The organism is Pedobacter suwonensis, assembly GCF_900111825.1.
GTDB classification, from domain to species: Bacteria; Bacteroidota; Bacteroidia; order Sphingobacteriales; family Sphingobacteriaceae; genus Pedobacter; species Pedobacter suwonensis.
Genome location: NZ_FOJM01000001.1, coordinates 112,228 through 133,417, shown reverse-complemented (window position 1 = coordinate 133,417; position 21,190 = coordinate 112,228). Strand labels below are relative to the sequence as shown.

22 protein-coding genes are annotated in these 21,190 nt (G+C 37.2%); 15 read left to right on the top strand and 7 right to left on the bottom strand.

Annotated features, from left to right (window positions below; genetic code table 11):
• Positions 1-4 precede the first annotated feature (4 nt).
• A complete protein-coding gene (locus BM107_RS00585) occupies positions 5-373 on the bottom strand; it encodes a response regulator transcription factor (protein ID WP_090979154.1) in 369 nt (122 codons plus the stop codon).
• A gap of 144 nt (positions 374-517) precedes the next feature.
• On the opposite strand from BM107_RS00585, the gene BM107_RS00580 reads away from it, so the two are divergent.
• From BM107_RS00580 to BM107_RS00565, 4 genes are all read left to right on the top strand, one after another.
• A complete protein-coding gene (locus BM107_RS00580; protein WP_090979151.1) occupies positions 518-2,731 on the top strand; it encodes an ATP-binding protein in 2,214 nt (737 codons plus the stop codon).
• Positions 2,732-3,151 carry a response regulator gene (locus BM107_RS00575; protein WP_090979148.1) on the top strand — a complete coding sequence of 140 codons (420 nt, stop codon included), beginning with the start codon at positions 2,732-2,734 and terminating at the stop codon, positions 3,149-3,151.
• 72 nt (positions 3,152-3,223) lie between these two features.
• Entirely contained in the window at positions 3,224-3,808 is a 585-nt protein-coding gene (locus BM107_RS00570; protein ID WP_159435171.1) for a biliverdin-producing heme oxygenase, read from the top strand.
• 183 nt (positions 3,809-3,991) lie between these two features.
• A complete protein-coding gene (locus tag BM107_RS00565; RefSeq protein ID WP_056096518.1) occupies positions 3,992-4,171 on the top strand; it encodes a hypothetical protein in 180 nt (59 codons plus the stop codon).
• 943 nt (positions 4,172-5,114) lie between these two features.
• Here the strand turns inward: BM107_RS00565 and BM107_RS00560 are convergent.
• Positions 5,115-6,131: a LacI family DNA-binding transcriptional regulator gene (locus BM107_RS00560; protein WP_090979142.1), complete on the bottom strand. Its 1,017-nt coding sequence runs from the start codon at positions 6,129-6,131 to the stop codon at positions 5,115-5,117.
• A gap of 199 nt (positions 6,132-6,330) precedes the next feature.
• On the opposite strand from BM107_RS00560, the gene BM107_RS00555 reads away from it, so the two are divergent.
• The 8 genes from BM107_RS00555 to BM107_RS00520 all read left to right on the top strand — a co-directional run bounded on the left by BM107_RS00555 (position 6,331) and on the right by BM107_RS00520 (position 12,976).
• Positions 6,331-7,425 carry an MBL fold metallo-hydrolase gene (locus BM107_RS00555; protein WP_090979139.1) on the top strand — a complete coding sequence of 365 codons (1,095 nt, stop codon included), beginning with the start codon at positions 6,331-6,333 and terminating at the stop codon, positions 7,423-7,425.
• 53 nt (positions 7,426-7,478) lie between these two features.
• Positions 7,479-7,841: a hypothetical protein gene (locus BM107_RS00550; RefSeq protein ID WP_090979135.1), complete on the top strand. Its 363-nt coding sequence runs from the start codon at positions 7,479-7,481 to the stop codon at positions 7,839-7,841.
• A gap of 53 nt (positions 7,842-7,894) precedes the next feature.
• Complete coding sequence (locus BM107_RS00545; protein WP_090979132.1) at positions 7,895-8,677, top strand: PDDEXK family nuclease; 783 nt, start codon at positions 7,895-7,897, stop codon at positions 8,675-8,677.
• A complete protein-coding gene (miaA, locus tag BM107_RS00540; RefSeq protein ID WP_090979129.1) occupies positions 8,677-9,606 on the top strand; it encodes a tRNA (adenosine(37)-N6)-dimethylallyltransferase MiaA in 930 nt (309 codons plus the stop codon). The genes BM107_RS00545 and miaA overlap by 1 nt, the downstream gene beginning before the upstream one ends.
• A gap of 116 nt (positions 9,607-9,722) precedes the next feature.
• A complete protein-coding gene (locus tag BM107_RS00535; RefSeq protein ID WP_090979126.1) occupies positions 9,723-10,229 on the top strand; it encodes a hypothetical protein in 507 nt (168 codons plus the stop codon).
• A gap of 148 nt (positions 10,230-10,377) precedes the next feature.
• Positions 10,378-10,926, top strand: coding sequence for a hypothetical protein (locus BM107_RS00530; RefSeq protein ID WP_090979123.1), 549 nt, complete (start codon positions 10,378-10,380; stop codon positions 10,924-10,926).
• Between the two features lie 96 nt (positions 10,927-11,022).
• Entirely contained in the window at positions 11,023-11,553 is a 531-nt protein-coding gene (locus BM107_RS00525) for a DUF3347 domain-containing protein (protein WP_090979119.1), read from the top strand.
• 133 nt (positions 11,554-11,686) lie between these two features.
• Positions 11,687-12,976, top strand: a complete 1,290-nt coding sequence (locus BM107_RS00520; protein ID WP_090979116.1) for a citrate synthase — start codon at positions 11,687-11,689, stop codon at positions 12,974-12,976.
• A 408-nt stretch (positions 12,977-13,384) separates the two neighbouring features.
• Here BM107_RS00520 and BM107_RS00515 read toward each other — a convergent pair whose 3' ends face one another.
• The 5 genes from BM107_RS00515 to BM107_RS00495 all read right to left on the bottom strand — a co-directional run bounded on the left by BM107_RS00515 (position 13,385) and on the right by BM107_RS00495 (position 18,569).
• Positions 13,385-14,506 carry a DUF3667 domain-containing protein gene (locus tag BM107_RS00515; RefSeq protein ID WP_090979112.1) on the bottom strand — a complete coding sequence of 374 codons (1,122 nt, stop codon included), beginning with the start codon at positions 14,504-14,506 and terminating at the stop codon, positions 13,385-13,387.
• A gap of 17 nt (positions 14,507-14,523) precedes the next feature.
• Entirely contained in the window at positions 14,524-15,903 is a 1,380-nt protein-coding gene (locus BM107_RS00510; protein ID WP_090979109.1) for a nucleoside permease, read from the bottom strand.
• A 186-nt stretch (positions 15,904-16,089) separates the two neighbouring features.
• Entirely contained in the window at positions 16,090-16,704 is a 615-nt protein-coding gene (locus tag BM107_RS00505; protein ID WP_090979106.1) for a bifunctional nuclease family protein, read from the bottom strand.
• Between the two features lie 52 nt (positions 16,705-16,756).
• Complete coding sequence (locus BM107_RS00500; protein WP_090979103.1) at positions 16,757-17,725, bottom strand: electron transfer flavoprotein subunit alpha/FixB family protein; 969 nt, start codon at positions 17,723-17,725, stop codon at positions 16,757-16,759.
• Between the two features lie 106 nt (positions 17,726-17,831).
• Positions 17,832-18,569, bottom strand: coding sequence for an electron transfer flavoprotein subunit beta/FixA family protein (locus BM107_RS00495; protein WP_090979099.1), 738 nt, complete (start codon positions 18,567-18,569; stop codon positions 17,832-17,834).
• 130 nt (positions 18,570-18,699) lie between these two features.
• On the opposite strand from BM107_RS00495, the gene BM107_RS00490 reads away from it, so the two are divergent.
• From BM107_RS00490 to BM107_RS00480, 3 genes are all read left to right on the top strand, one after another.
• Positions 18,700-19,035, top strand: a complete 336-nt coding sequence (locus BM107_RS00490; RefSeq protein WP_090979096.1) for a tetratricopeptide repeat protein — start codon at positions 18,700-18,702, stop codon at positions 19,033-19,035.
• A 90-nt stretch (positions 19,036-19,125) separates the two neighbouring features.
• Positions 19,126-20,343, top strand: coding sequence for a chromate efflux transporter (gene chrA, locus BM107_RS00485; protein ID WP_090979093.1), 1,218 nt, complete (start codon positions 19,126-19,128; stop codon positions 20,341-20,343).
• Between the two features lie 90 nt (positions 20,344-20,433).
• Positions 20,434-21,051 (top strand): porin family protein, encoded by a 618-nt coding sequence (locus BM107_RS00480; RefSeq protein ID WP_090979090.1) that lies wholly within the window; start codon positions 20,434-20,436, stop codon positions 21,049-21,051.
• Positions 21,052-21,190 lie beyond the last annotated feature (139 nt).

Here is a 21,190-nt window from a genome sequence, read left to right as displayed (position 1 = left end):
AAATTTAGCTTTTTAATAAAGCGTAAATCTTATCCATTAACTCATCAATGTTGAAAGGTTTGGCCATAAAGTCATCCGCCTCTACACCATCAAGTGCATAGTTGCTGGCATTATACCGGGCGGAAATCATCAAAACCGGAATGTTCTTTGTAGCCCCGGAATTTTTAAGTTCCTTTAAAAGGACCCTTCCGTCAACGTCAGGGAGCATAATATCCATGATGATTACGTCTGGATTGAATTCCTGAACATGGTTAATAAAATCAGCACCCTTATTTAATCCCTCAACGTTAAATGCTTCGCTCTCTAAAATAAGTGTGATAACGTCTAGGATTGCATGGTTATCTTCAATCACCAAAATGTTTTTCTTTGCCAAAGTTTGAATGGTTTTTTTTTAAATTCAAACAAATATATAACAAAAAATAAATCTCAAATCTGAATTTATCAAATTAGAGACATTCTAAAATTAGGCTTTAAAATTGTTAATTTGCGAGATTAAATATGTTGCAACATCAAACACATGAGTAAATTTTCTGTAGACCTGACCAATTGTGATCAAGAGCCAATTCATATACCGGGCAAGATTCAATCACATGGTTTTCTGATAGCTGTTGATAAAAATAGCTCAACCATTTCCTATATCAGTGAAAATACAGGAGATTTTTTAAAACAAGATGCCAAAAGCTTATTAAATTCCCCATTATCTACATTAAATGATTTAATCAGCCAACCGGATTCAGCTCTGCATATCGAGAATTTGTTAAAGCTGGGTATCATTCGTAAAAGTTTCGATGCCATAAGTCCGCATCCGATAGAAATTGAAGGAAATCCCTTTTACCTGATTATTTCTTCCTCAAAAAACGATTGGTTATTGGAATTTGAACCCGTTACACTTCAATATGACATTCAAAGTTCTATAGGCCGCTCGGCCTCATCGATGCTTCAGGGAAAAAACATAGAGTCCTTGTTAAAAGGTGCTGCCAAGGAAGTAAAACGATTGATCAATTACGACCGGATTATGGTTTATAAATTTTTAGAAGATGGCCATGGTGAAGTGGTAGCAGAAGAAAAAGAAGCCGGTTTGGAAGCGTTTTTTGGCTTACACTATCCGGCAACAGATATTCCAAAGCAGGCCAGACAATTGTATAAACTCAACTTAACGAGGTTAATTGCCGATGTAAACATAACCGATTCGAAGGTGATTACATTTAAGGAGGGTGAAGCGCTGGATTTAACAAACGGCGGCTTACGTGCCGTATCACCCATTCATATTCAATATTTGAAAAACATGGGTGTTCACTCCAGTTTTAGTATTTCCCTGATTTCTCATGGCGAGCTTTGGGGGTTGATTGCCTGCCATAACTATAGCCCTAAATTTATAGATTATAAGGCAAGAGAGGGTGCCAAGTTAATCGGACAGATTCTTTCTTCAGCGCTTGAATATCGCCAGGAAGAGGAAGATGCCAAAATTATTGAACAATTTAAAAATACCGCGAATATACTGTCAGACCATTTAAACCGGGATAAATATCTGATCGAAGCGATAACCACCCATAAACGAACCATTCTGGATGCCACTAAAGCCAGCGGAGTGGCGATCATTTTTGAAAACGAGCTTAAAACTATTGGGAATGTACCATCAGCAGAAGAAATAAGTGACCTTGCTTTTTGGTTAAAAACCACCAGCGATGAGTCGTTATATTATACCCATCGGTTGTCTGAAATCTATTCTCCGGCTCAGAAATACAAATCTGTAGCGTCTGGCATTCTTTCATGCGTGATCAATAAGGAAATGGGCGAAATGATCATTTGGTTTAAGCCGGAAATGATTACACAGGTAAATTGGGCTGGAAATCCGGACAAAGCTGTAGTTCCATCAGAAAATGGTTTGATGAGTTTATCTCCACGTAAATCTTTCGAAATCTGGGCGGAGGTTGTTAATAATACTTCAGAAAAATGGATGGCTGAAGAAATTGCCTCCGTGTTAAGGATACGCGAAATTATCATTACCGATATTAATAAAAAAGCAAACGAGATCAGATCGCTTAATGAAAAACTTCAGGCCGCTTACGAAGAACTGGATACGTTTAGCTACACCGTGTCGCACGATTTAAGAACACCGCTTACCTCTATTAAAACCTACGCAGAGCTGATGTCTAAAAACAAAAGCATAGATGAGGGAGGTAAAAAAATGTTAAGCAGAATTTTGGTGGGTGCCGATAAAATGAACTTGTTAATTAAAGAGATTTTAAATTTAGCAAGAGTTGGCCGCTCTGAAATTAATTTTGAAACAGTTGATATAGCCTCTTTAATAAGAGACATCACCAGCGAAGTTTGGGCAGCCTACAAAGCAGATCATGTTACCCTGGTTTTAGGACAACTTCCCAATATCAAAGGAGATAAAACCATGATTACACAGGTTTTTACCAATCTGATCGGAAATGCTGTAAAATACTCTTCAAATGCCGACAAACCCAAAGTAGAAGTTGCTGCGTATATAGAAGGGGGAGAAATCATCTATTCGGTAAAAGATAATGGTATAGGAATTGATAACCGTTATTACGACAGAGTTTTTGAGCTTTTTAAGCGCATGGATAATGTGAAAGATATTGAAGGATCAGGAGTAGGGCTTGCTATAGTAAAAAGGATTGTAGAGAAACATCATGGCAGGGTTTGGTTTGAAAGTAAGTTAAATGTTGGATCTACCTTTTTTGTAGCTTTTAAAAACAGATAAATGAGAACACCAGATATATTTTATGTTGAAGATGACATAGACTATGCATTTTTTATGCAAAGTGCTGTACAGGAAGTTAAGGATACGCTTAATCTGGCCATAGTTGAAGATGGGGTAGAGGCATTGAAAAAACTTCAGCATTTTGCAGAACATAAAACCAAACCAAAGTTAATCCTGCTTGACCTGAACTTACCGGGCTTATCCGGTTTGGATTTATTGAAATTTATACGTGATATTCCTTATTTAAAAACCGTACCGGTTATCTTATTTTCAACATCCGATAATCCGGACGATGTAAAAGCATCGATAGAATTTGGAGCCAATGCTTACCTCACCAAACCGGATGGTTACGAGAACCTGGTTAAGTGCGTACATTCCGTACACGACTTTTGGTTTAATCAGCACTTGAGGTTAAATTAATAATATAATACAAATATGAAAAAATCTGGCGGCAGACCCAGATTTTTTCTATTTCATCGTAAACTTCCCTGTATGATTGCCAATTTACTGAGAACAGAAACAGCACATAATCACAAAACATTAGAGTCAATGATGTTCGTTAACGAAATTATGAACCATTCTCTAAGTATCGATCAATACAAAAAGCTGTTAACCATTAATTATATCGTTCACCAAAAACTGGAGAATGCACTGGCAAATATGCTAGACCTGGCTATTGCGGAGAGATTAGACATGAAAGGTCGTTTTAAGTTAAATGCTTTAGAAAAAGACCTGGATTACTGGGAAATAAGCAGTTTGACATTACCGGGTTTAAATTTCGAATTATTTATTCCTGAACAGCATACAGCAGAGGTTTTAGGCGCATTATATGTGCTTGAGGGCGCTACATTAGGTGGTAACGTAATTAAAAAGCATATACTGGCCAATCCAAATTTTATAAACCAGGAGGGTGGCTTAAATTATTACGGTGTATATGGTGATGAGCTCAGCACTAAATGGAAAAGCTTTGTTATGGTAATAAATGAGCATGTTGCAGAAGCCGATTACGAACGTTGTAGCAATAGCGCAAACCAAACCTTTAATAACCTGATTATGCTCTCCAAACAAATGACATAAATCAACTTATTTTAATTTAAAAAAACTAAAAATGTGGTTGTAATATGTGCCAGGGCATTTTTTTGATTTTGAAAATGTGCAAAACTTATTGTAAATAAATATTTGCTTTCTGTTGTTAATTCGAGGTAAATATGTATTATTGAAAAAAAATAAATTTTTTAAACCTTAAAACATCAATTAGCGATGGAAAAATTCTCAAAAGTTAAAGCTGCTGTTGCTGCTATTGAAGCAGACGTAGAAAAATTTTACAATGCTGGCAACGCAGCTGCTGGTACTCGTGTGCGTAAAGCAATGCAAGATCTTAAAGTTTTAGCACAAGAAATCCGTGCAGAAGTAACTGAAAAGAAAAACTCTGGAAAATAATATTTCGCGAGTATGAAACAAAAAGGGTTTTTGGTACGCCAAAGCCCTTTTTGCGTTTAGATATCATCGCTCTTCAATCTAAATTCGGTTTAGCTACAAACACTCTGCTTATTTAAGCACATAAAATAAAGCGAATACCAGAAATCTCCATTCCAGACTTTTTTAGCATCTTAATGCTGCGATAATTTGATAGCGGCTAAATAAAGCGTGCTTATCAAACATACCGATATAAATGATAAAGCTCCCCATCGCGGGGAGCATGTATCCAACTAACAAAACATATTTTTACCAGGTTAGGATCTTCACTAAAATGGATATTCTTTTTATCAATATGTTTAAACCCGGTGTGTTGCTATAAATCATTATCAGATTAACCCGGTTCAATTACTCATTCTGTGGTAAAATTTGAATTTTCAAATTTGCAAGCCCTATTGTTCGTAATCCAAATATCTCTTGGCCCGTTCCTTACACAAATATATAATTATCTTATAACTTATTTAGACTAATTATAAATAATTATAAAATATATTCATATTCTTTAGGAAGAGGATAACGCTAAAAGGATGATTGAATATGAATTTACCTTTCCTTTCTTCAGGAAAAAAACTTATTAATGACCAGATGCATCGGGAAAATTTCATGGTACTAAGCTATGTAAGAGCGTGAAACAATTTTCACTGCAAACCATGAAACATTACACGTCATTCAAATTCTTTTATTGGTATGCACATCACTATTACAAAACGTCTACCAAAAACAAGAAAAAGAAATTTTAGTAGCGGGGGATATACTGAAGATTCTGTGAGCGAAGAAATTGGTAAGGCAGATTTACAACTTTGTCATTCTTTAACACAGATACCAAATAAAATGGAGATTAATGATTACAGGCTCAATACGCTTACCCGAAAGTTTAAGCAACCTGAAGCATCACGCAAACGTTTGTTCAGTAATTCGTTTCATTTACAATAAGATCGGCATCAACAATGGTATTATAATAGGCCTGGTTTTCAGTATTGGGGCTATGAATAAGATCCAATAGAATATTTACCGCCTTTTGCCCCTGCAAATATGGGTATTGCTCTACCGAAGCTACGGGAGCGTGATCAAGATAACTGATAATAGGAAGGTTGGCATAACTTACGATGTCAAAATCGTCGATTACATTCATCTTTTTAAAGTGTTTGATTAGAAAAAGTGCCACATAATCATTAAAAGCGACTATAGCCGTTGGTTTTCTTTTATGCTTTAAAAACTTTTCGGCAGCATCTATAGTACCTTGTTCTGTTAAATCGCAATTGATGACCAATGATGGATCGAACTTTAAACGGTTAAAAGTAATCGCCTGTTTATAACCGTCTTTGCGCTCTTCACTGGCATATAAGGTACCTGGACCATTAATCATCCCGATACTTCTGTGTCCTTTTTTTAAAAGATAGTTCACCGCTTTAACTGTTGCACTTTCCAAGCCGGATGCTACGTAATGCACGTTTTTTAAAGGTGGTATCCGGTCAAAAAATACAACCGGAATATTAAACGAATTAACTTTTTCGAAATGATCAAAATTACAGGTATGCTTACTGATTGATACCAATAAGCCATCAACACGTTGATTTTTCATTTTCTCAACAAGCTTTACTTCGAGCTCATAACGGTCGTGCGACTGGGCAAAAATCACGGTATAATTTTTCTTCATCGCCTCATCTTCAATTGCAGAAATAGCGATTGAAAAAAAGTGTTCTGATAGCTCCGGTAAAATGACACCAATGGTATATGTTTTTCCTTTTTGAAATAGAATGGCAGCCTTGTTAGGCTCATAATTTAGCGACTTCGCCAATTGTTTAATTTTCTCCCTGGTAACTGCCCCAATGCTCGGATGATCGTGCAGGCCCCTTGAAACGCTGGAGGGAGAGATATTTAAGATTCTGGCTATTTCTTTGATCGTTGTGGGTTTCGACTGCATGATGCGTACTAAACTACTATATTAAATTGCTTCAACATATAATAATACAAAATTAATCAAACGTTTGCGCTGTTTTCACTCCTTTGTTCAGCTAAAATTATATGTAGTTACACCTAACCTGTAATCCATTCGTCATATATATGACACTGGCCGCATCTTTGAAATCATATTCATATTTTGGCTGCTATTTAATTTAAAAATGATCGCAGTATATATTTTAGTTTTTGTTGTCGCCTTATTCCTTATTATAACCAATCTACCCGTTTTCGGACAGTTACCAAAGGGATTGCGTTTGGATAAAATCCGTAGCCTGAGTAATTATCGCAATGGTGCGCTACAGAACTTATCCATCACACCAATGCAGCCAGAAGGAGTAAGTTTTTTCAAGATTTTAAGTGCTTTCTTTTTCGAAAAACATCCGGATAAGGCTCCGAGCAAAGCGCTTCCATATATTTCACCGAATGTAAATGGCAGTGCTAAGGATAATGCACCTGAAATTATCTGGTTTGGTCATTCATCATATCTGATCAAAATAAACGGACTAAGAATTTTGGTTGATCCTATATTCAGCAAAACACCTTCTCCGTTTTCATTTATCGGGAGTAAGGCTTTTTTGGGCACTGACATTATAAAGGCCGAAGAATTCAAAAATATTGATATCCTCATCATTACACACGATCATTATGATCATTTGGATTATGAGAGTATATTAAAAATTTCGCCGCAGGTTAACAGTATTGTCACTTCGCTTGGTGTAGGGTCGCATCTGGAGCGATGGAAAATTAAAAAAGAAAAAATTAATGAGCTGAGTTGGAACGAATCGGTCACATTGTTTAACAGTTTGCATTTAACAGCTGTTCCAGCCAGGCATTTTACAGGCAGAAAATTTAAAAGAAATCAAACACTATGGTCAGCCTTCGTGCTGAAAACTGCAGACTTTAAACTTTTTTTGGGTGGCGATTCCGGTTATGATACACACTTCGAAAAAATAGGTGAGGAGCACGGTCCCTTTGATTTGGCCTTGCTGGAGTGCGGACAGTATAATGCTTACTGGCCATACATCCATATGTTCCCGGAAGAAACTGTACAGGCCGCAATCGACCTGAAAGCTAAAATTTTAATGCCGGTACATTGGGGAAAATTTAGCTTGGCCATGCACCCCTGGAATGAGCCAATAAAACGGATAGTTGTAGCCGCAGCAGCCAAACAGTTTCCTTTGGTCACTCCAAAATTAGGAGAAACCATTATTTTAGATGAATATTTACCAACCGAAAACTGGTGGCTAAAAGAATAAAAAATTAAACAATAAGAAGACTATGGTGTTTAATGCTAAAATCAAATACCATTATGAAAACTGATCTTGTAGAAATTTTTCAGACCATCAGAGCCGGCTTACAGCCCTATGCCACCCGCGGATATACGGTACACGAAAATTCAGAAAACGGATATGATCTGTATAGTGAAAAAAATATTGAACTAAATGGACAAAAAATAACCGAGCGATTTTTTGCAGGTGTTTATATCAATGGAGATGCCGTTGAAGTTAAGATCAATACAGAAGAATTTTCTACAGACAATCATAATTTAACTGATTTTGGCCATAATAAAGCTGGCTTGAAAATTTCGGCTCTTGACGATGCCAAATTAAAGGAAGTAGAAACTTTAATAGAGATTATTGGTACCAACTTTAAAGAAAAAGAATGGATTTAGCAATCTGATGGTTAAATTTGCAGCAGATATATTTCTGAATAACATTCTACTGATTGAATAATTTAACTTTTGAATATAACTGGCACCATCAATTTAGTTTGGCTCTTGCTGATCATAAAATTGGGTGCTTTTTTTTTTCAGAAGATGGTTTTCAGTTATTTCGGATTGATCATCAACTGATCATCCACCTGGTCAGCTTACAAAACAGCTTTGTTCCACAGGATCTTATTGCACTGCAGGAACGACATTATCAGAAAGGCATTAAGCTCATTCACCTTTGGGAAGACCTCTGGTTATCAAAACCCGGGCAGGTTTTAGCGAGAATAAAATCTTTGCTTGGCAAAAATAGCCGCATTCACGGCAGGAAAACTAAAATATTAAAAATCACCAAACCTGTTGCTGATTCTTTTTTAACTGAAAATCATTTGCAGGGTGCTGTAACGAGCCGTTATAAAATGGGTTTATTTGAAAAAGATCAACTGGTGGCTGTTGCTACCTTCTCGGGATTGCGCAAAATGAACCATACCGAAAATTACAAATCTGCAGAACTGATCAGGTTTGCAGTTAAAGCGGGTTATTCTATTACAGGCGGATTAAGTAAATTGATTTCATTTTTTGCTGCAACCTATCAACCTAACGACCTCATGACTTACGCTGATCGCGATTGGTCTGCAGGAGAGGCCTATACTAAACTGGGCTTTTTACAAACTGCAATTTTGGAACCGCAGATTTACAACCTGGATGAGAATCTTAATCGTGTACTCAAAAAAGATGCTCTGGTTTTTGCACAGGAGGTATTTAACACCGGGAGTTTTAAATTTATTCTTCAGTTTTAATGGACCAACATAATCTCATCATCATTTTAGGAGCAACTGCATCTGGTAAAACGAAGCTGGCCGTGAGCGTTGCGGATGCTTTAAATGGCGAGATCATTAGTGCCGATAGCCGTCAGGTTTTTAAACGAATGGATATCGGCACAGGTAAAGATCTGCAAGAGTATCATATCAACGGCAAAACAATTCCATATCATTTGATCGATATTTTATCGCCAGGCGAACGTTATCATGTAGATGCCTTTAAAAACGATTTCTACAAGGCATTTGCAGCCATAACGAAAAAAAACAACATGCCGGTGCTGTGTGGCGGTACAGGCATGTACATTCACAGCCTACTACAGAATCAAACCTATACCGCTGTCCCCGTCAATCAACCCTTGAGGGATCGATTAGATTTATTATCAAAGGAAGAACTGGTTTTGATATTGCAAAGTGATGAAAGCCAAAATATCGGACACGTTGATCTATCCTCAAAAAAAAGACTGATCCGCGCATTAGAAATAGCAGATTATCTCAAACATAACATACTCGAAGAAGTAAATCGACCGTCACTTAAACCGGTTATTTTTGGGTTAAAAAACGAGGTTGAAGTTACCAGGGCTAAAATTCTAAGCAGGCTGACCGAAAGGCTCAAAGCCGGCCTGGTAGAAGAAGTAGAACAATTGCTGAAAGAGGGAATTGACCGGGAAATCTTAGTTTTCTACGGCCTGGAGTACAAATTTATCGTAAACTATCTTGATGGATTATTAACCTTTGAGGAACTAAAGTTAAAACTTGGTACGGCCATTTGTCAGTATGCTAAAAGACAAAATACATTTTTCAGAAAAATGGAAAAGGACAGTGTGGAGATTATCTGGCTTGATGCCAGCATGCCGACAAACTTGTTAAAACAGCTGGTTTTGGAAAAAGTTTCAACAAATAAAAATTAGCTTCAAAAGCTAATTTTTAGCAAGCAAAATGCGCAAATAAGCCCAAAAATACCCTTTTGGCACAACCTTTGTATTTGCATCCGATATTATTTTAACTCAAAAAGAATATCTTAAACATGAAGACAATTACAAAAATTTTTGCTACATCAGCAGCTGTTGTAGCACTATTTTTTTCAACTAATGCAAATGCTCAAAGCTCTGCAAGAAACTTAGGTATAGGTTTAAATGTTGGTGCAGGAACAACAACAGGTTTAGGTTTGGTTATTGGTGGAGATATCAGATACCAATTCAATGTAGATAAGCAATTATCTATCCCTGTAACCGCTGGGTACAACAATTTTTCAAGAAAAGATTCGTACGGTGGAGGTAGCTTCGGAATTATTCCTGTAAAAGCCGGTGCTAAATATTTCTTTAATGATTCTGGCTCTGGTGCTTACGGATTAGCTGAACTTGGTGCTGGATTTGGAACTGAAAAAGGTGCTGGTACATCTTTTGTTTATTCACCAGCAATTGGTTATGCATGGGCTAATGGTTTAGATTTAGCCGCGAAATACGAAGGTTATTCAAACAATGGTAGCATTGGTTTTGCAGGCATTCGCTTAGCTTACGGATTTAGCTTGTAAGATTATTTACCTGATACTTAAAGCCCCGGCAAATGCCGGGGCTTTTTTATTTATCATTATTTCTGAAAAAAATGAAAATAAAAAAATCTGAACCAAATCACACTACGTATATCTACCAAAACCTTAGTATTAACTTAATTTATCTAATATGAAAATGATTACTAAAATTTTCGCTACAGCAGCTACTGCAGTTGCTTTGTTTGCCACTACAACACTAAATGCGCAAACCATGACAGAAACTGATCCGAATCCGGCTCCTAAGGGAATGGCTTTCAAAATAGGGGTTGGTGTTAACGGCGGACTCTTCCGTGATCAATCGCCAATGGATTACGCTTATGGTGCTGATTTGAAATTGCAATGGGATTTATCACCATATGTTGCCGTGACTGCTTCAGGCGGTTATACCAAACTAATGGCTAAGAATAACGCCATTGACATTGATTTTATCCCGGCCAAAGGTGGCGTTAAAGTGTTTCCGATTAAAAGAATGTATTTAGCCACTGAAGCAGGTGCAGGCTTTGCTATTAAAGATGGTGGCAAAACGAACTTTATTTACTCGGGTGGACTGGGTTATGAGTTTGGCGGTTTCGACGCTGGTGTTCGATATGAAGGTTATGTGAATGATAGCTCATCAGCAACCTATTTCAGAAAAACAGGTCAGTACGCATTAAGGCTGGCTTACAATTTCAAATTATAATTCAAACATCATATAATATTAAAGTCCCGATGAAAATTGGGACTTTTTTATTTATTTACCATTTTAATTCCTATTTTGAGCCGAAAACCAAATACCATGAAAAGAATATTCGGGATAGCCATATTTACTACTTTAATGGCCTGCAACCAGGCAGAGCAGAAATCTACTGAAACCAAAGATTCTACCAAAACCGAAGCTACATCGGTTAAGAACGAGGTTTTAATAAAGGACGAGAAGAAACTGGCGATATTTAAAAACTATGTGAATTTGAAAAATGCGCTGGTGAGGTCTGATGCCGCAAATGCACAAAAAACTGCTGCCGTACTGAAAAATAGTTTGGCTGCCTACGAAGGCTGTGAGCCAACTGCTGAAATTGCTCAGAAAATAGCGGCAAGTAATAACCTGGTTATACAAAGAAAAGATTTTACTGCTTTAAGTGCCGATATCATTGCTTTGCTTAAAAATGCGGAAATAGAAAAAGGAACCATTTATGTTCAGCATTGTCCGATGGCGAATAAAGGAGATGGAGGGGACTGGTTATCAACCGAAAAGGAAATTAAAAACCCTTATTACGGCAATGAAATGTTGGAATGTGGCAGAGTTGCAGAAGAAATCAAAGCAAAATAAGAGGCTGAACCGGGTTAAATTAAGCATGATTGTTACGTCATTTTGACCAATTATTCATATTAATTTAACAGATTTGTTATGCATGTATATTAATTTTATATAATTTAGAAAGCTATAAACACAATACAATAATATGTCAGATATTGCAGAGATAAAAGTTGATGGTAAGACAGTAGAATTGCCAGTAATAACAGGAACAGAAGATGAAAAGGCCATAGATATTTCGAAATTAAGAGATTCAACAGGCTTCGTAACTTTAGATACTGGTTTTAAAAATACTGGTTCTACAAAAAGTAAAATCACTTTTTTAGATGGTGAAAAAGGCATTTTAAAATATAGGGGATACGCTATTGAAGAACTTGCAGCAAAATCGAGTTTTTTGGAAGTGATTTATCTGATTATTTATGGCGATCTTCCTACACACACTCAATTAGAAGAATTACAGGCCGAAATCAGCAAACATACGCTCATCCACGAGGATATGAAGAAATTTTTTGATGGTTATCCGTCAAGATCTCATCCTATGGGGCAACTCGGCTCACTGATCTTCTCGTTGTCTACGTTCTATCCGGAATGCTTAAAGCCAAATCAAACTGCAGAAGAGCAGAATTTAACCATTATTAAGCTCCTGGCTAAATTTCCAACCATTGTTTCATTCGTTTACAAAAAGTCATTAGGTCACCCGCTTATTTATCCAAAAAATAAATATGATTATGTAACCAACTTCCTTTGGATGACGTTTGGCCAACGTACAGAAGATTATGATGTGAATCCTATCGTGGTAAATGCCTTGAATAAATTGCTGATTCTGCATGCCGATCACGAGCAAAACTGTTCTGCGTCAACCGTTCGTATTGTAGGCTCTTCAGACTGTAATTTATATGCTTCAGTTGCTGCTGGTATTGCCGCGCTGTGGGGACCATTGCATGGCGGTGCTAACCAGGCTGTAATTGATATGCTTGAATTGATCAAAGCTGACGGTGGTGATACAGAAAAATGGATTGCAAAAGCTAAAGACAAAAACGATCCGTTCCGCATGATGGGCTTTGGACACAGAGTGTACAAAAACTTCGATCCAAGAGCTAAAATCATTAAAAAAGCTTGTGATGATATTTTAGAGAACTTAGGTATTGATGATCCGATTTTAGAAATTGCTAAAAAATTAGAAGAGGCAGCTTTAACGGATCAATACTTCATTGACCGTAAATTATATCCGAATGTGGATTTTTATTCAGGTATTATATACCGCGCATTGGGTTTCCCATCCGAAATGTTCACGGTGTTATTTGCTTTAGGCCGTTTACCAGGATGGATTGCACAGTGGAAGGAAATGCACGAAAACAAAGAACCGATTGGTCGTCCACGTCAGGTTTACGTTGGCGAAACCGACAGGGAATTTGTTGAGATTAAAGACAGAAAATAATTTCAAAAAAAAGATAAAAAACCACCCGAATCCGGGTGGTTTTTTTGGTTTTATGCGTTATCTCGAGCGAAGTGCAATGCAGTCGAGAGATCTTTAAACAATGTTTAAGTGATAAAAACCTGAATTCAATTAATAATTTGCTATAATTTAGGTTTGTTGCCAACTTACAGGAAACGGTCGTCACCCTGAACTTGTTTCAGGGTCTTTATAGAAAGGTGGTTCAACAATAAGATGCTGACCATAAAACAGACACAAGGCCATTGAAAATATCATTTCTACTCGTAAAACAAGTTCAGAAACACGATTTTGCGTGATCAGATTCGTCTTGAGCAGAGTGCAAGGTAGCCGAAAAATCTGCTATAAGTAGAGCTCTCCATTTCACTGCATTCCAATCGGGATCTCGCTAAACTAAGTCGCTACATAATAAATTAAATTGATCATCACCATTTCAGTTAGCTTAAATGCCACTGAATACAAAATCAAGATCCAGAATATTTTAAAAATGGTACTCCACGTTTTGCGTTGATAAAAAATAGTAAGCGCCTTAAACATGTACCAGAATAAAAATATCGTCACACACACCGCTATAATTTTACTTATGAAGGAATCTTCACCGAAAACATGCTTCATTACAGGCTGGGTGATTATCGAAACGATAAAATAAACCATCATACCATGGATGGTGAAAATCAGGTGATCAAGATAATAGATATGATTTTTCCTGAAATTGAGCATAATAAACCAGGCCAGCAATGGCATCAATAAAAAATATTGTTTCGGCCGGTTATGTTCAAGGGTCTCCTGAATGACTTCTGATTTTTCTCCAAGGGTGATTGCTCTTTTTTTAATCAATCTATCATACCAGCTATCCTGTTTTGAAACAGGCAGTTTTTTTTGTCTTGACAGATAAGCCACATAGGTGCTATCGTTTCGTTCGATATGAATATCGTTGTACTCATCGATAATATCGCTGAGAGAATCGGATTTCAGTTTGGCATTTTCTGCGTTAAGTCTTTTTAATTCCTTCTCTTGATCAGCAAAGCCAAGTTTTATAAATTCTTTTCTCCTGATTGCTTCATTAATTGATTTTGTTGCTTTATTGGCAATTTCTTTAGATAAACCTGTAAGCTTTAATGCTTTATTCACACTATCGGAAACATCCGCACCTTTTTTTTCTTCAATGTCGATATGGCCATGATCAGGATCCTTTTCTACATGTTTTGGAGAGTATACCACCAAAAAATAGATAATGGAAACAAAAATGTACATGCTTACCGGATTGATATACCGGGCTCTTTTACCAGCCAGATAATCGAGTGTAACTTTACCTGGTTTGGTTAGGAGAGGGACCAGCGTTTGAAAAAACTTATTGTCGAAATGAAAATAATGGGCAATACTATGACTTATAAAAGTCCAGAAACTTTCCTTTAATTCTAAATTCGGTTGACCACAATCGCTACAATAATGTTTCTCAACATGAGCACCGCAGTTTAAGCAATTGTGTTCTTTTCTATATTTACCAGCTGACATAAGAGGCTAATCGCAAATTATAAATGGTTAATGACTTCGAGTTCGGCTCGGGTATGCTTGTGTTTGAAAGTGATAACAAAGATAATGGCAATTATGAGTACGTAAATGGTAAAGGTTAACCAGATGTTATGCCAGTCTTTTACATCCAGCGCCCGGCTCAGTTCGCCATTTGGCAGTACATCAATCCCTTTATTTTTAAGAAATTTAAGCAGATGCACGTTGTCTTCTTCGCTTTTAACATATTTGGATAGCGATCCGATGGTATGGTAATATGTTGTAAAGAAACGGCTAATCATCCAGCCCGAAACCAAACTGCCAAAAACGGCACCAAAACCATTGGTCATCATCATAAACAATCCCTGCGCAGAAGAGCGGATTTTAGGCGCGGTTGATGTTTCGACAAACAACGACCCTGAAATGTTAAAGAAATCAAATGCCATTCCATACACAATACATGAAATGATGATCATCCATAGATTGGTTGATGGATCGCCATAGGCAAATAACCCAAAACGCAGCACCCAGGCAAACATGGCAATGGCAATAACCCATTTAATTCCAAATCTTTTCAAAAAGAAGGGGATAGCCAGGATAAAAAGCGTTTCTGACACTTGCGAAATCGATAAAATAATGGTAGAATATTTAATTACGAATGACTCTGCAAAAACAGGAAATAATTTAAATTCATCCAGAAAAACATCACCATAAGCATTGGTTAACTGTAAGGCTGCCCCCAAAAACATCGAAAAGATAAAAAACAAGGCCATCTTGTAATCGGCAAAGAGCTTAAAGGATTCCAGTCCAAGTTTTTGTGCAAATGTTTTCTTATCGCTGATTAAGTTTAAAGGCTTACAAGCGGGTAGCGTAAAAGAATATATACCCAACAATAAAGCACTTATACCTGCAATATAAAATTGGTTGGCGCTGGCTTTGTTACCTGTTAAATTGGTTATCCACATGGCGGCAATAAAACCAATGGTACCCCAAACCCTGATTGGCGGAAAGTCTTTGATCACATCGAAATTGCCGTTTTTTAAAGTGGTGTAACTGATGGAGTTACTCAGCGCTATGGTTGGCATATAAAAACACATGGCTACCAGTATTACCCAGAAAAAAGTATGGGGATTATCTACCTGCGGAAGGTAAAACATGGTTGCGGCGTATAGAAGATGCAAGATAGCATAAAGTTTTTCTGCATTGATCCACTTATCGGCTAAAATACCGGTAATGGTAGGCATAAACAGCGATGCAATACCCATGGTGGAGAAAATGATTCCAAAATCTGCACCATCCCATTGTTTGGTCCCAAACCAATAATTTGCAATTGTAATTAACCAGGCAGCCCATACAAAGAATTGCATGAAACTCATTATAGTTAAGCGAAACTTAACATTCATAATAATACTTTAGTTTGAATGATTGAAAGTAAAAGCTGAATATAGAATTATTTTGAATGATAATCCAAAATGAACCCAAATTATTTTAATTAATTCGGATCATTTTAGAATTTAGCTTTTACAAATGGGATTTGAGAAAAAAATTCAAGAGCTTTTGAAAGGATGAACATTTTAAGCACGCTGTTATCAGGATTTACTGCGTTTATTCAATTCATCTCTTAATCTTGCGGCTCTTTCGTATGCTTCTTCAGCAATGGCTTCCTGTAATTTTTGCTGAAGTTCGTCTAATGTTAAATCACCAAAGCCCGGTTGCTGCGTTGAGCCTGACAAGTTTTCGGTTTCATGTTCTTTTGCAATTGAATCCATATTTTCTAGGAAAAGAAAGTCATTTCCTTCGATTACGATTCCTGCAGAAGCCAGGATAAATTCGTAAGTGTAAATCATGGCATTGAAGCGAACAGCCAAAGCAATAGCATCTGATGTTCTCGCATCAACCTCATGGGTGTTTTTACCATCACTACAAATCAACTTTGCATAAAAAACACCATCAACCAAATTGTATATGATAATTTCTTTGATACCGATATGAAAAGTATCAGCCATTGATTTAAATAAATCGTGCGTTAATGGCCGGCTAGGAGTCATTTTCTCAATTTCTATCGCTATCGCCTGTGCCTCAAATGCGCCAATAATAATCGGTAAGCGCCGCCGCCCGTTTACTTCTCCTAAAACCAGGGCATACGCACCAGATTGTGTCTGGCTGTAAGATAAACCTACAATATCTAATTTAACTTTTTTCATATTTGTGATAAGACCTTATCGGTTTTTAAAAACCGATAAGGTCTATAAGATATTATCCTTTATGTGCTTTTAATGCCTCAATTAATTTTGGAACAACTTCAAAAGCATCGCCTACAATACCATAATCCGCTACTTTAAAGAAAGGCGCTTCCGGATCTTTATTGATGACAACAATCACTTTTGATGAACTCACACCCGCCAGGTGCTGGATAGCGCCGGAAATACCAATTGCTATATAAAGGTTAGGGCTAATTGCAATACCAGTTTGACCAACGTGTTCTGAATGCGGTCTCCAATCTGCGTCTGATACTGGTTTAGAGCAGGCAGTAGCAGCGCCTAATAAACCAGCTAATTCTTCGATCATTCCCCAGTTTTCAGGTCCTTTTAAACCTCTGCCTGCTGAAACGACCAATTCTGCATCAGGTAATGATACTTTATCGGTTGCCCTGACAATCTCTTTTATAACCGTTCCTAAATCTGATTGTTTCACATCTGCAGTAAAAGTTTCTATCGCTGCATCGGTAGCATTTTCTTTCACACCAAATGCATTAGGATTTAAAGCAATTACTTTATTGGCTGATGTTAACTCGGTAATGGCGAATGCTTTACCAGAGAAAGCTGTTTTCTTAACTGCAAACTTCCCATCTGTACTTGGTAAATCTACCGCTCCATCGGCTAAACCTGCTTTAAGTTTTACTGCAATACGCGGTGCTAACCCCTTACCAGAAAAGGAATTAGACAGCACAACAATATCTGCACCTTCTTTTTCGGCAGCTGCAGCGATAACACTTGCATAAGCTTGATTTACAAACGTTTTTAACTGATCGGCACTTACATTTAGCACTTTTGATGCACCGTATTTACCTAATTCTTTCAATTCGCTGTCGGCTACATCGCCAATAGAAATAGCAGTTAAATTGGTTGACTGTTGATCGGCAATGGCTTTGGCATAAGATACAGCTTCAAAAACCGACTTCTTAAATTTTCCCTCAGCTTGTTCTACATATACTAATACTGACATATATTTTTATCCCGAAATTCCCTTATTTGGGAATTTAATTTTACAATGAATTAATTCTATTTATTATCTCTTTATCAACTGGCAGCTGAAAATTTTAAAAGGCCAATTAAATTACTTTAGCTTCGCTATGTAAAAGATCAATTAACGATTCTGTTTGATCTGCAGGAATTAATTTTACCGTTCCACGCGGAGCAGGGGTTTCATATTTGATGACTTTGGTTACTTCTTCAGCATCAACTGCATCTACCACATTCAATGGTTTGGTTCTGGCGCTCATAATACCACGCATATTCGGGATTTTAGGTTCCGCCACACCTTCAGCACAGCTGGCAATAAATTTGCCCGAAACAGTTAAAACTTCTTTACCACCTTCAATTTCACGTTCAATTGTTGCAGTATCTCCATCAATAGCTAATTTTTTGATGATAGATACCGAAGGAATATCCAAAAATTCGCCAACCATAGCGGCAACCTGATTACCATTATAGTCAATTGATTCGCGACCCGTTAAAATAAGATTAAAATCTTTGCCCTTTGCATATTCAGCAATTTGTTTAGCCACGAAATAAGCATCTCTCGGCGCTGCATTTACCCGAATCGCATCATCAGCACCAATCGCAAGGGCTTTTCTGATGGTTGGGTCATTAGCTGCTTCGCCAACATTGATCACGGTTACCGTTCCTTTTCCACCTTCAGTTAACTCAATTGCGCGTGATAAAGCGATTTCATCGTATGGATTAACAATATATTGAACTCCTGCGGTATTGAATTCGGTATTATCATTAGTAAAAGTTATTTTTGTCGTTGTGTCTGGCACGTTACTGATACAAACTAATATTTTCATATGTTAATAGTGGTTTTATTGTTATGAACGATCTCGAACTAAAATTGTTTAGCTATCGATCAGTCCATATACGATATGATTATTATATAAGGTCTTTCTGCAAATTTAATTAAAAAAGCAAGGAAATAAAATGTCATCCACCCGTTTAAGTAAGTTATTGGAATTTTTAGAAAGCGATCCAAACGATCCATTTATACTATATGCCTTAGCCACAGAGTATAATGCTCAAAATGATAAAGAAAAAGCGTATTCTTTTTACCTTCAGTTAACGGATAAACATCCTGATTATGTAGGTACCTATTACCATTTAGGCAAGTTATTGGAAAAAGACGATCAAAAAGAGAAAGCAATCGAAATTTACCAAAAGGGGATGCAGGTAGCCCGAAATAAAAGAGATATGCACGCCTTTTCAGAATTGCAGGGCGCGTATAATACAGCCGCGGGATTAGATTATGAGGATGACTAGGCAGATCTTCAGTTTACAGTTGTCAGTTTACAATTCTCAGTTTACACTTGTCAGTTGACTGCATTCAGTTAATGTTATCAGTTTAAATTAATGCAAAACAAACCCATCGCTGCTAAAAGACAGTTGCTGTTTATCCGGAATGTAATTTTTTTCACCTTCACTTCTTTTGGTGGCGCACAGGCGCATCTGGCCTTGTTGCTAAAATATTTTGTCCAGAGTGCTAAGTTTATTTCAGAGGAAGAACTTTTAGAGTTGAATGCCTTGGCACAGGTACTTCCCGGACCAGCATCTACACAAACCTTGGTTGGCATAGCCTGGAAGGTTGGAAAGCTCAAGCTGGCCATTATCACTTTCCTGATTTGGATATTACCCACCGCAACGATAATGACTTTAGCTGCCATCAGTTACGCTTTACTTGATCAAAAACAGAAGTTTAGTTATGTTTTAGAATATATTCAGCCCATAGCACTCGGTATTGTTGCTTATGGTGCCTGGAAACTTGGCAAAAAAGTTTTATCATCAGAGGTTTCTATATTTTTAGCTATTGCCTCGGTTATTGCCACATTGGTTTTAAGAAATGCTTATGTTTTTCCATTGTCGATATTGATAGGAGGAATGATCTCTTCGGCTATTGAAACACCAAAAGAGGAAACGGAGTTAAGGGTAAAACTTTTTTCGAATATCAATCCCCGAAAACTGGTTTACTTTCTTGGTGCTTTACTTTTGTTTGCATTGGTAGGCGCAATCATAAACAGAACGTCTCCCTTCAGTTTACCCATCCGTTTACTGGAGAACTTTTACCGTAACGGAATATTGGTTTTTGGAGGAGGGCAGGTGCTGGTTCCGCTAATGTTTACCGAGTTTGTAGAGATGAAACATTACCTGCCTTCATCCGGGTTTTTATCAGGTTTCGCGCTACAGCAAGCCTTACCTGGACCGACATTTTCTTTTACGAGCTATCTGGGCGCGCTAAGCATGAAGAATTTCGGATATGGATTATGGGGGCAGATTTTAGGTGGATTGATCGGCGTGATCGGGATTAATTTACCCGGCCTTATCCTCGTGTTATTCATTGTGCCTTTTTGGGATGATCTGAAAAAGATTTCCAGGATCCGCCATAGCCTTTCGGGCATTAATGCAGTTAGTGTTGGATTTATTATTGCTGCTTTTGTGCTGTTATTGATCCCAATAGGCTTTAACTGGTTGTTTCTGGGTATTATGCTCGCTACATTTCTATTGCTTAATTTAACTAAAATAAGTCCGCCGGTTATTGTAATAGCAGGCATTCTTATAGGATACATCCTCTAATTTCTAACATTTTTTTTCCAGAATACAGTCCGTTCTTCAATAACTTGTTTTTTAGTTTTATCTTCATGAAAATTTAACTCAGATCAAACAATGAAGAAACTATTAACGCTTTTATTAGTTGCCGGCTTCGGCATAACCGTATCGGCACAAGAAAAAAACAGTCTGGAATTGGGACTACATGCCGGATTTAACCTCGCTACCGTATCAACCAGTAGCCAAACAAACAGCGATTACAGAAATGGCTTTAACCTTACAGCTGTTGGCGACTACTTCTTTTCAGACAGGTGGAGCATTAAAGCTAAGATTGGTTATGATCAAAAAGGTTGGGACAATGGCTACATCACCAATTTGGATAACGGGCAAAGCTTTATTACAAATTACCGGATTAACTATTTGACTGTCCCTGTAATGGCGAACTGGCATTTTGGAAAAAAAAGAAATTGGTACCTGAACTTCGGGCCATATTTCGGGGTTTTATTGAATGCGAACGAAACAAAATTCAATACCGATTTAAAGAATTTTATCCATAACAGAGATATTGGCATTGACCTGGGTATCGGTGTAAAATTACCTGTAGCCAATAAAGTAAAGGTATTACTGGAACTTGACGGACAATCCGGCCTTACCGATCTTTTTAAACAAAATCAAGGTTACCAGGTCAGGACAAACCGATCGAGTTTTAATGCAGGTTTGCTTTTTGATTTGTAGGAAAAGCTTTCTTAAATAAAAGAAGCTGTGTCATGATTTGTAATTTTACCTTCGTTTGTCACGTTGAGCCTGTCGAAACGCCTTTAGAGCAATTAAAACATGGTCCTTCGACAAGCTACCATTGACGTTATTTTGTAAT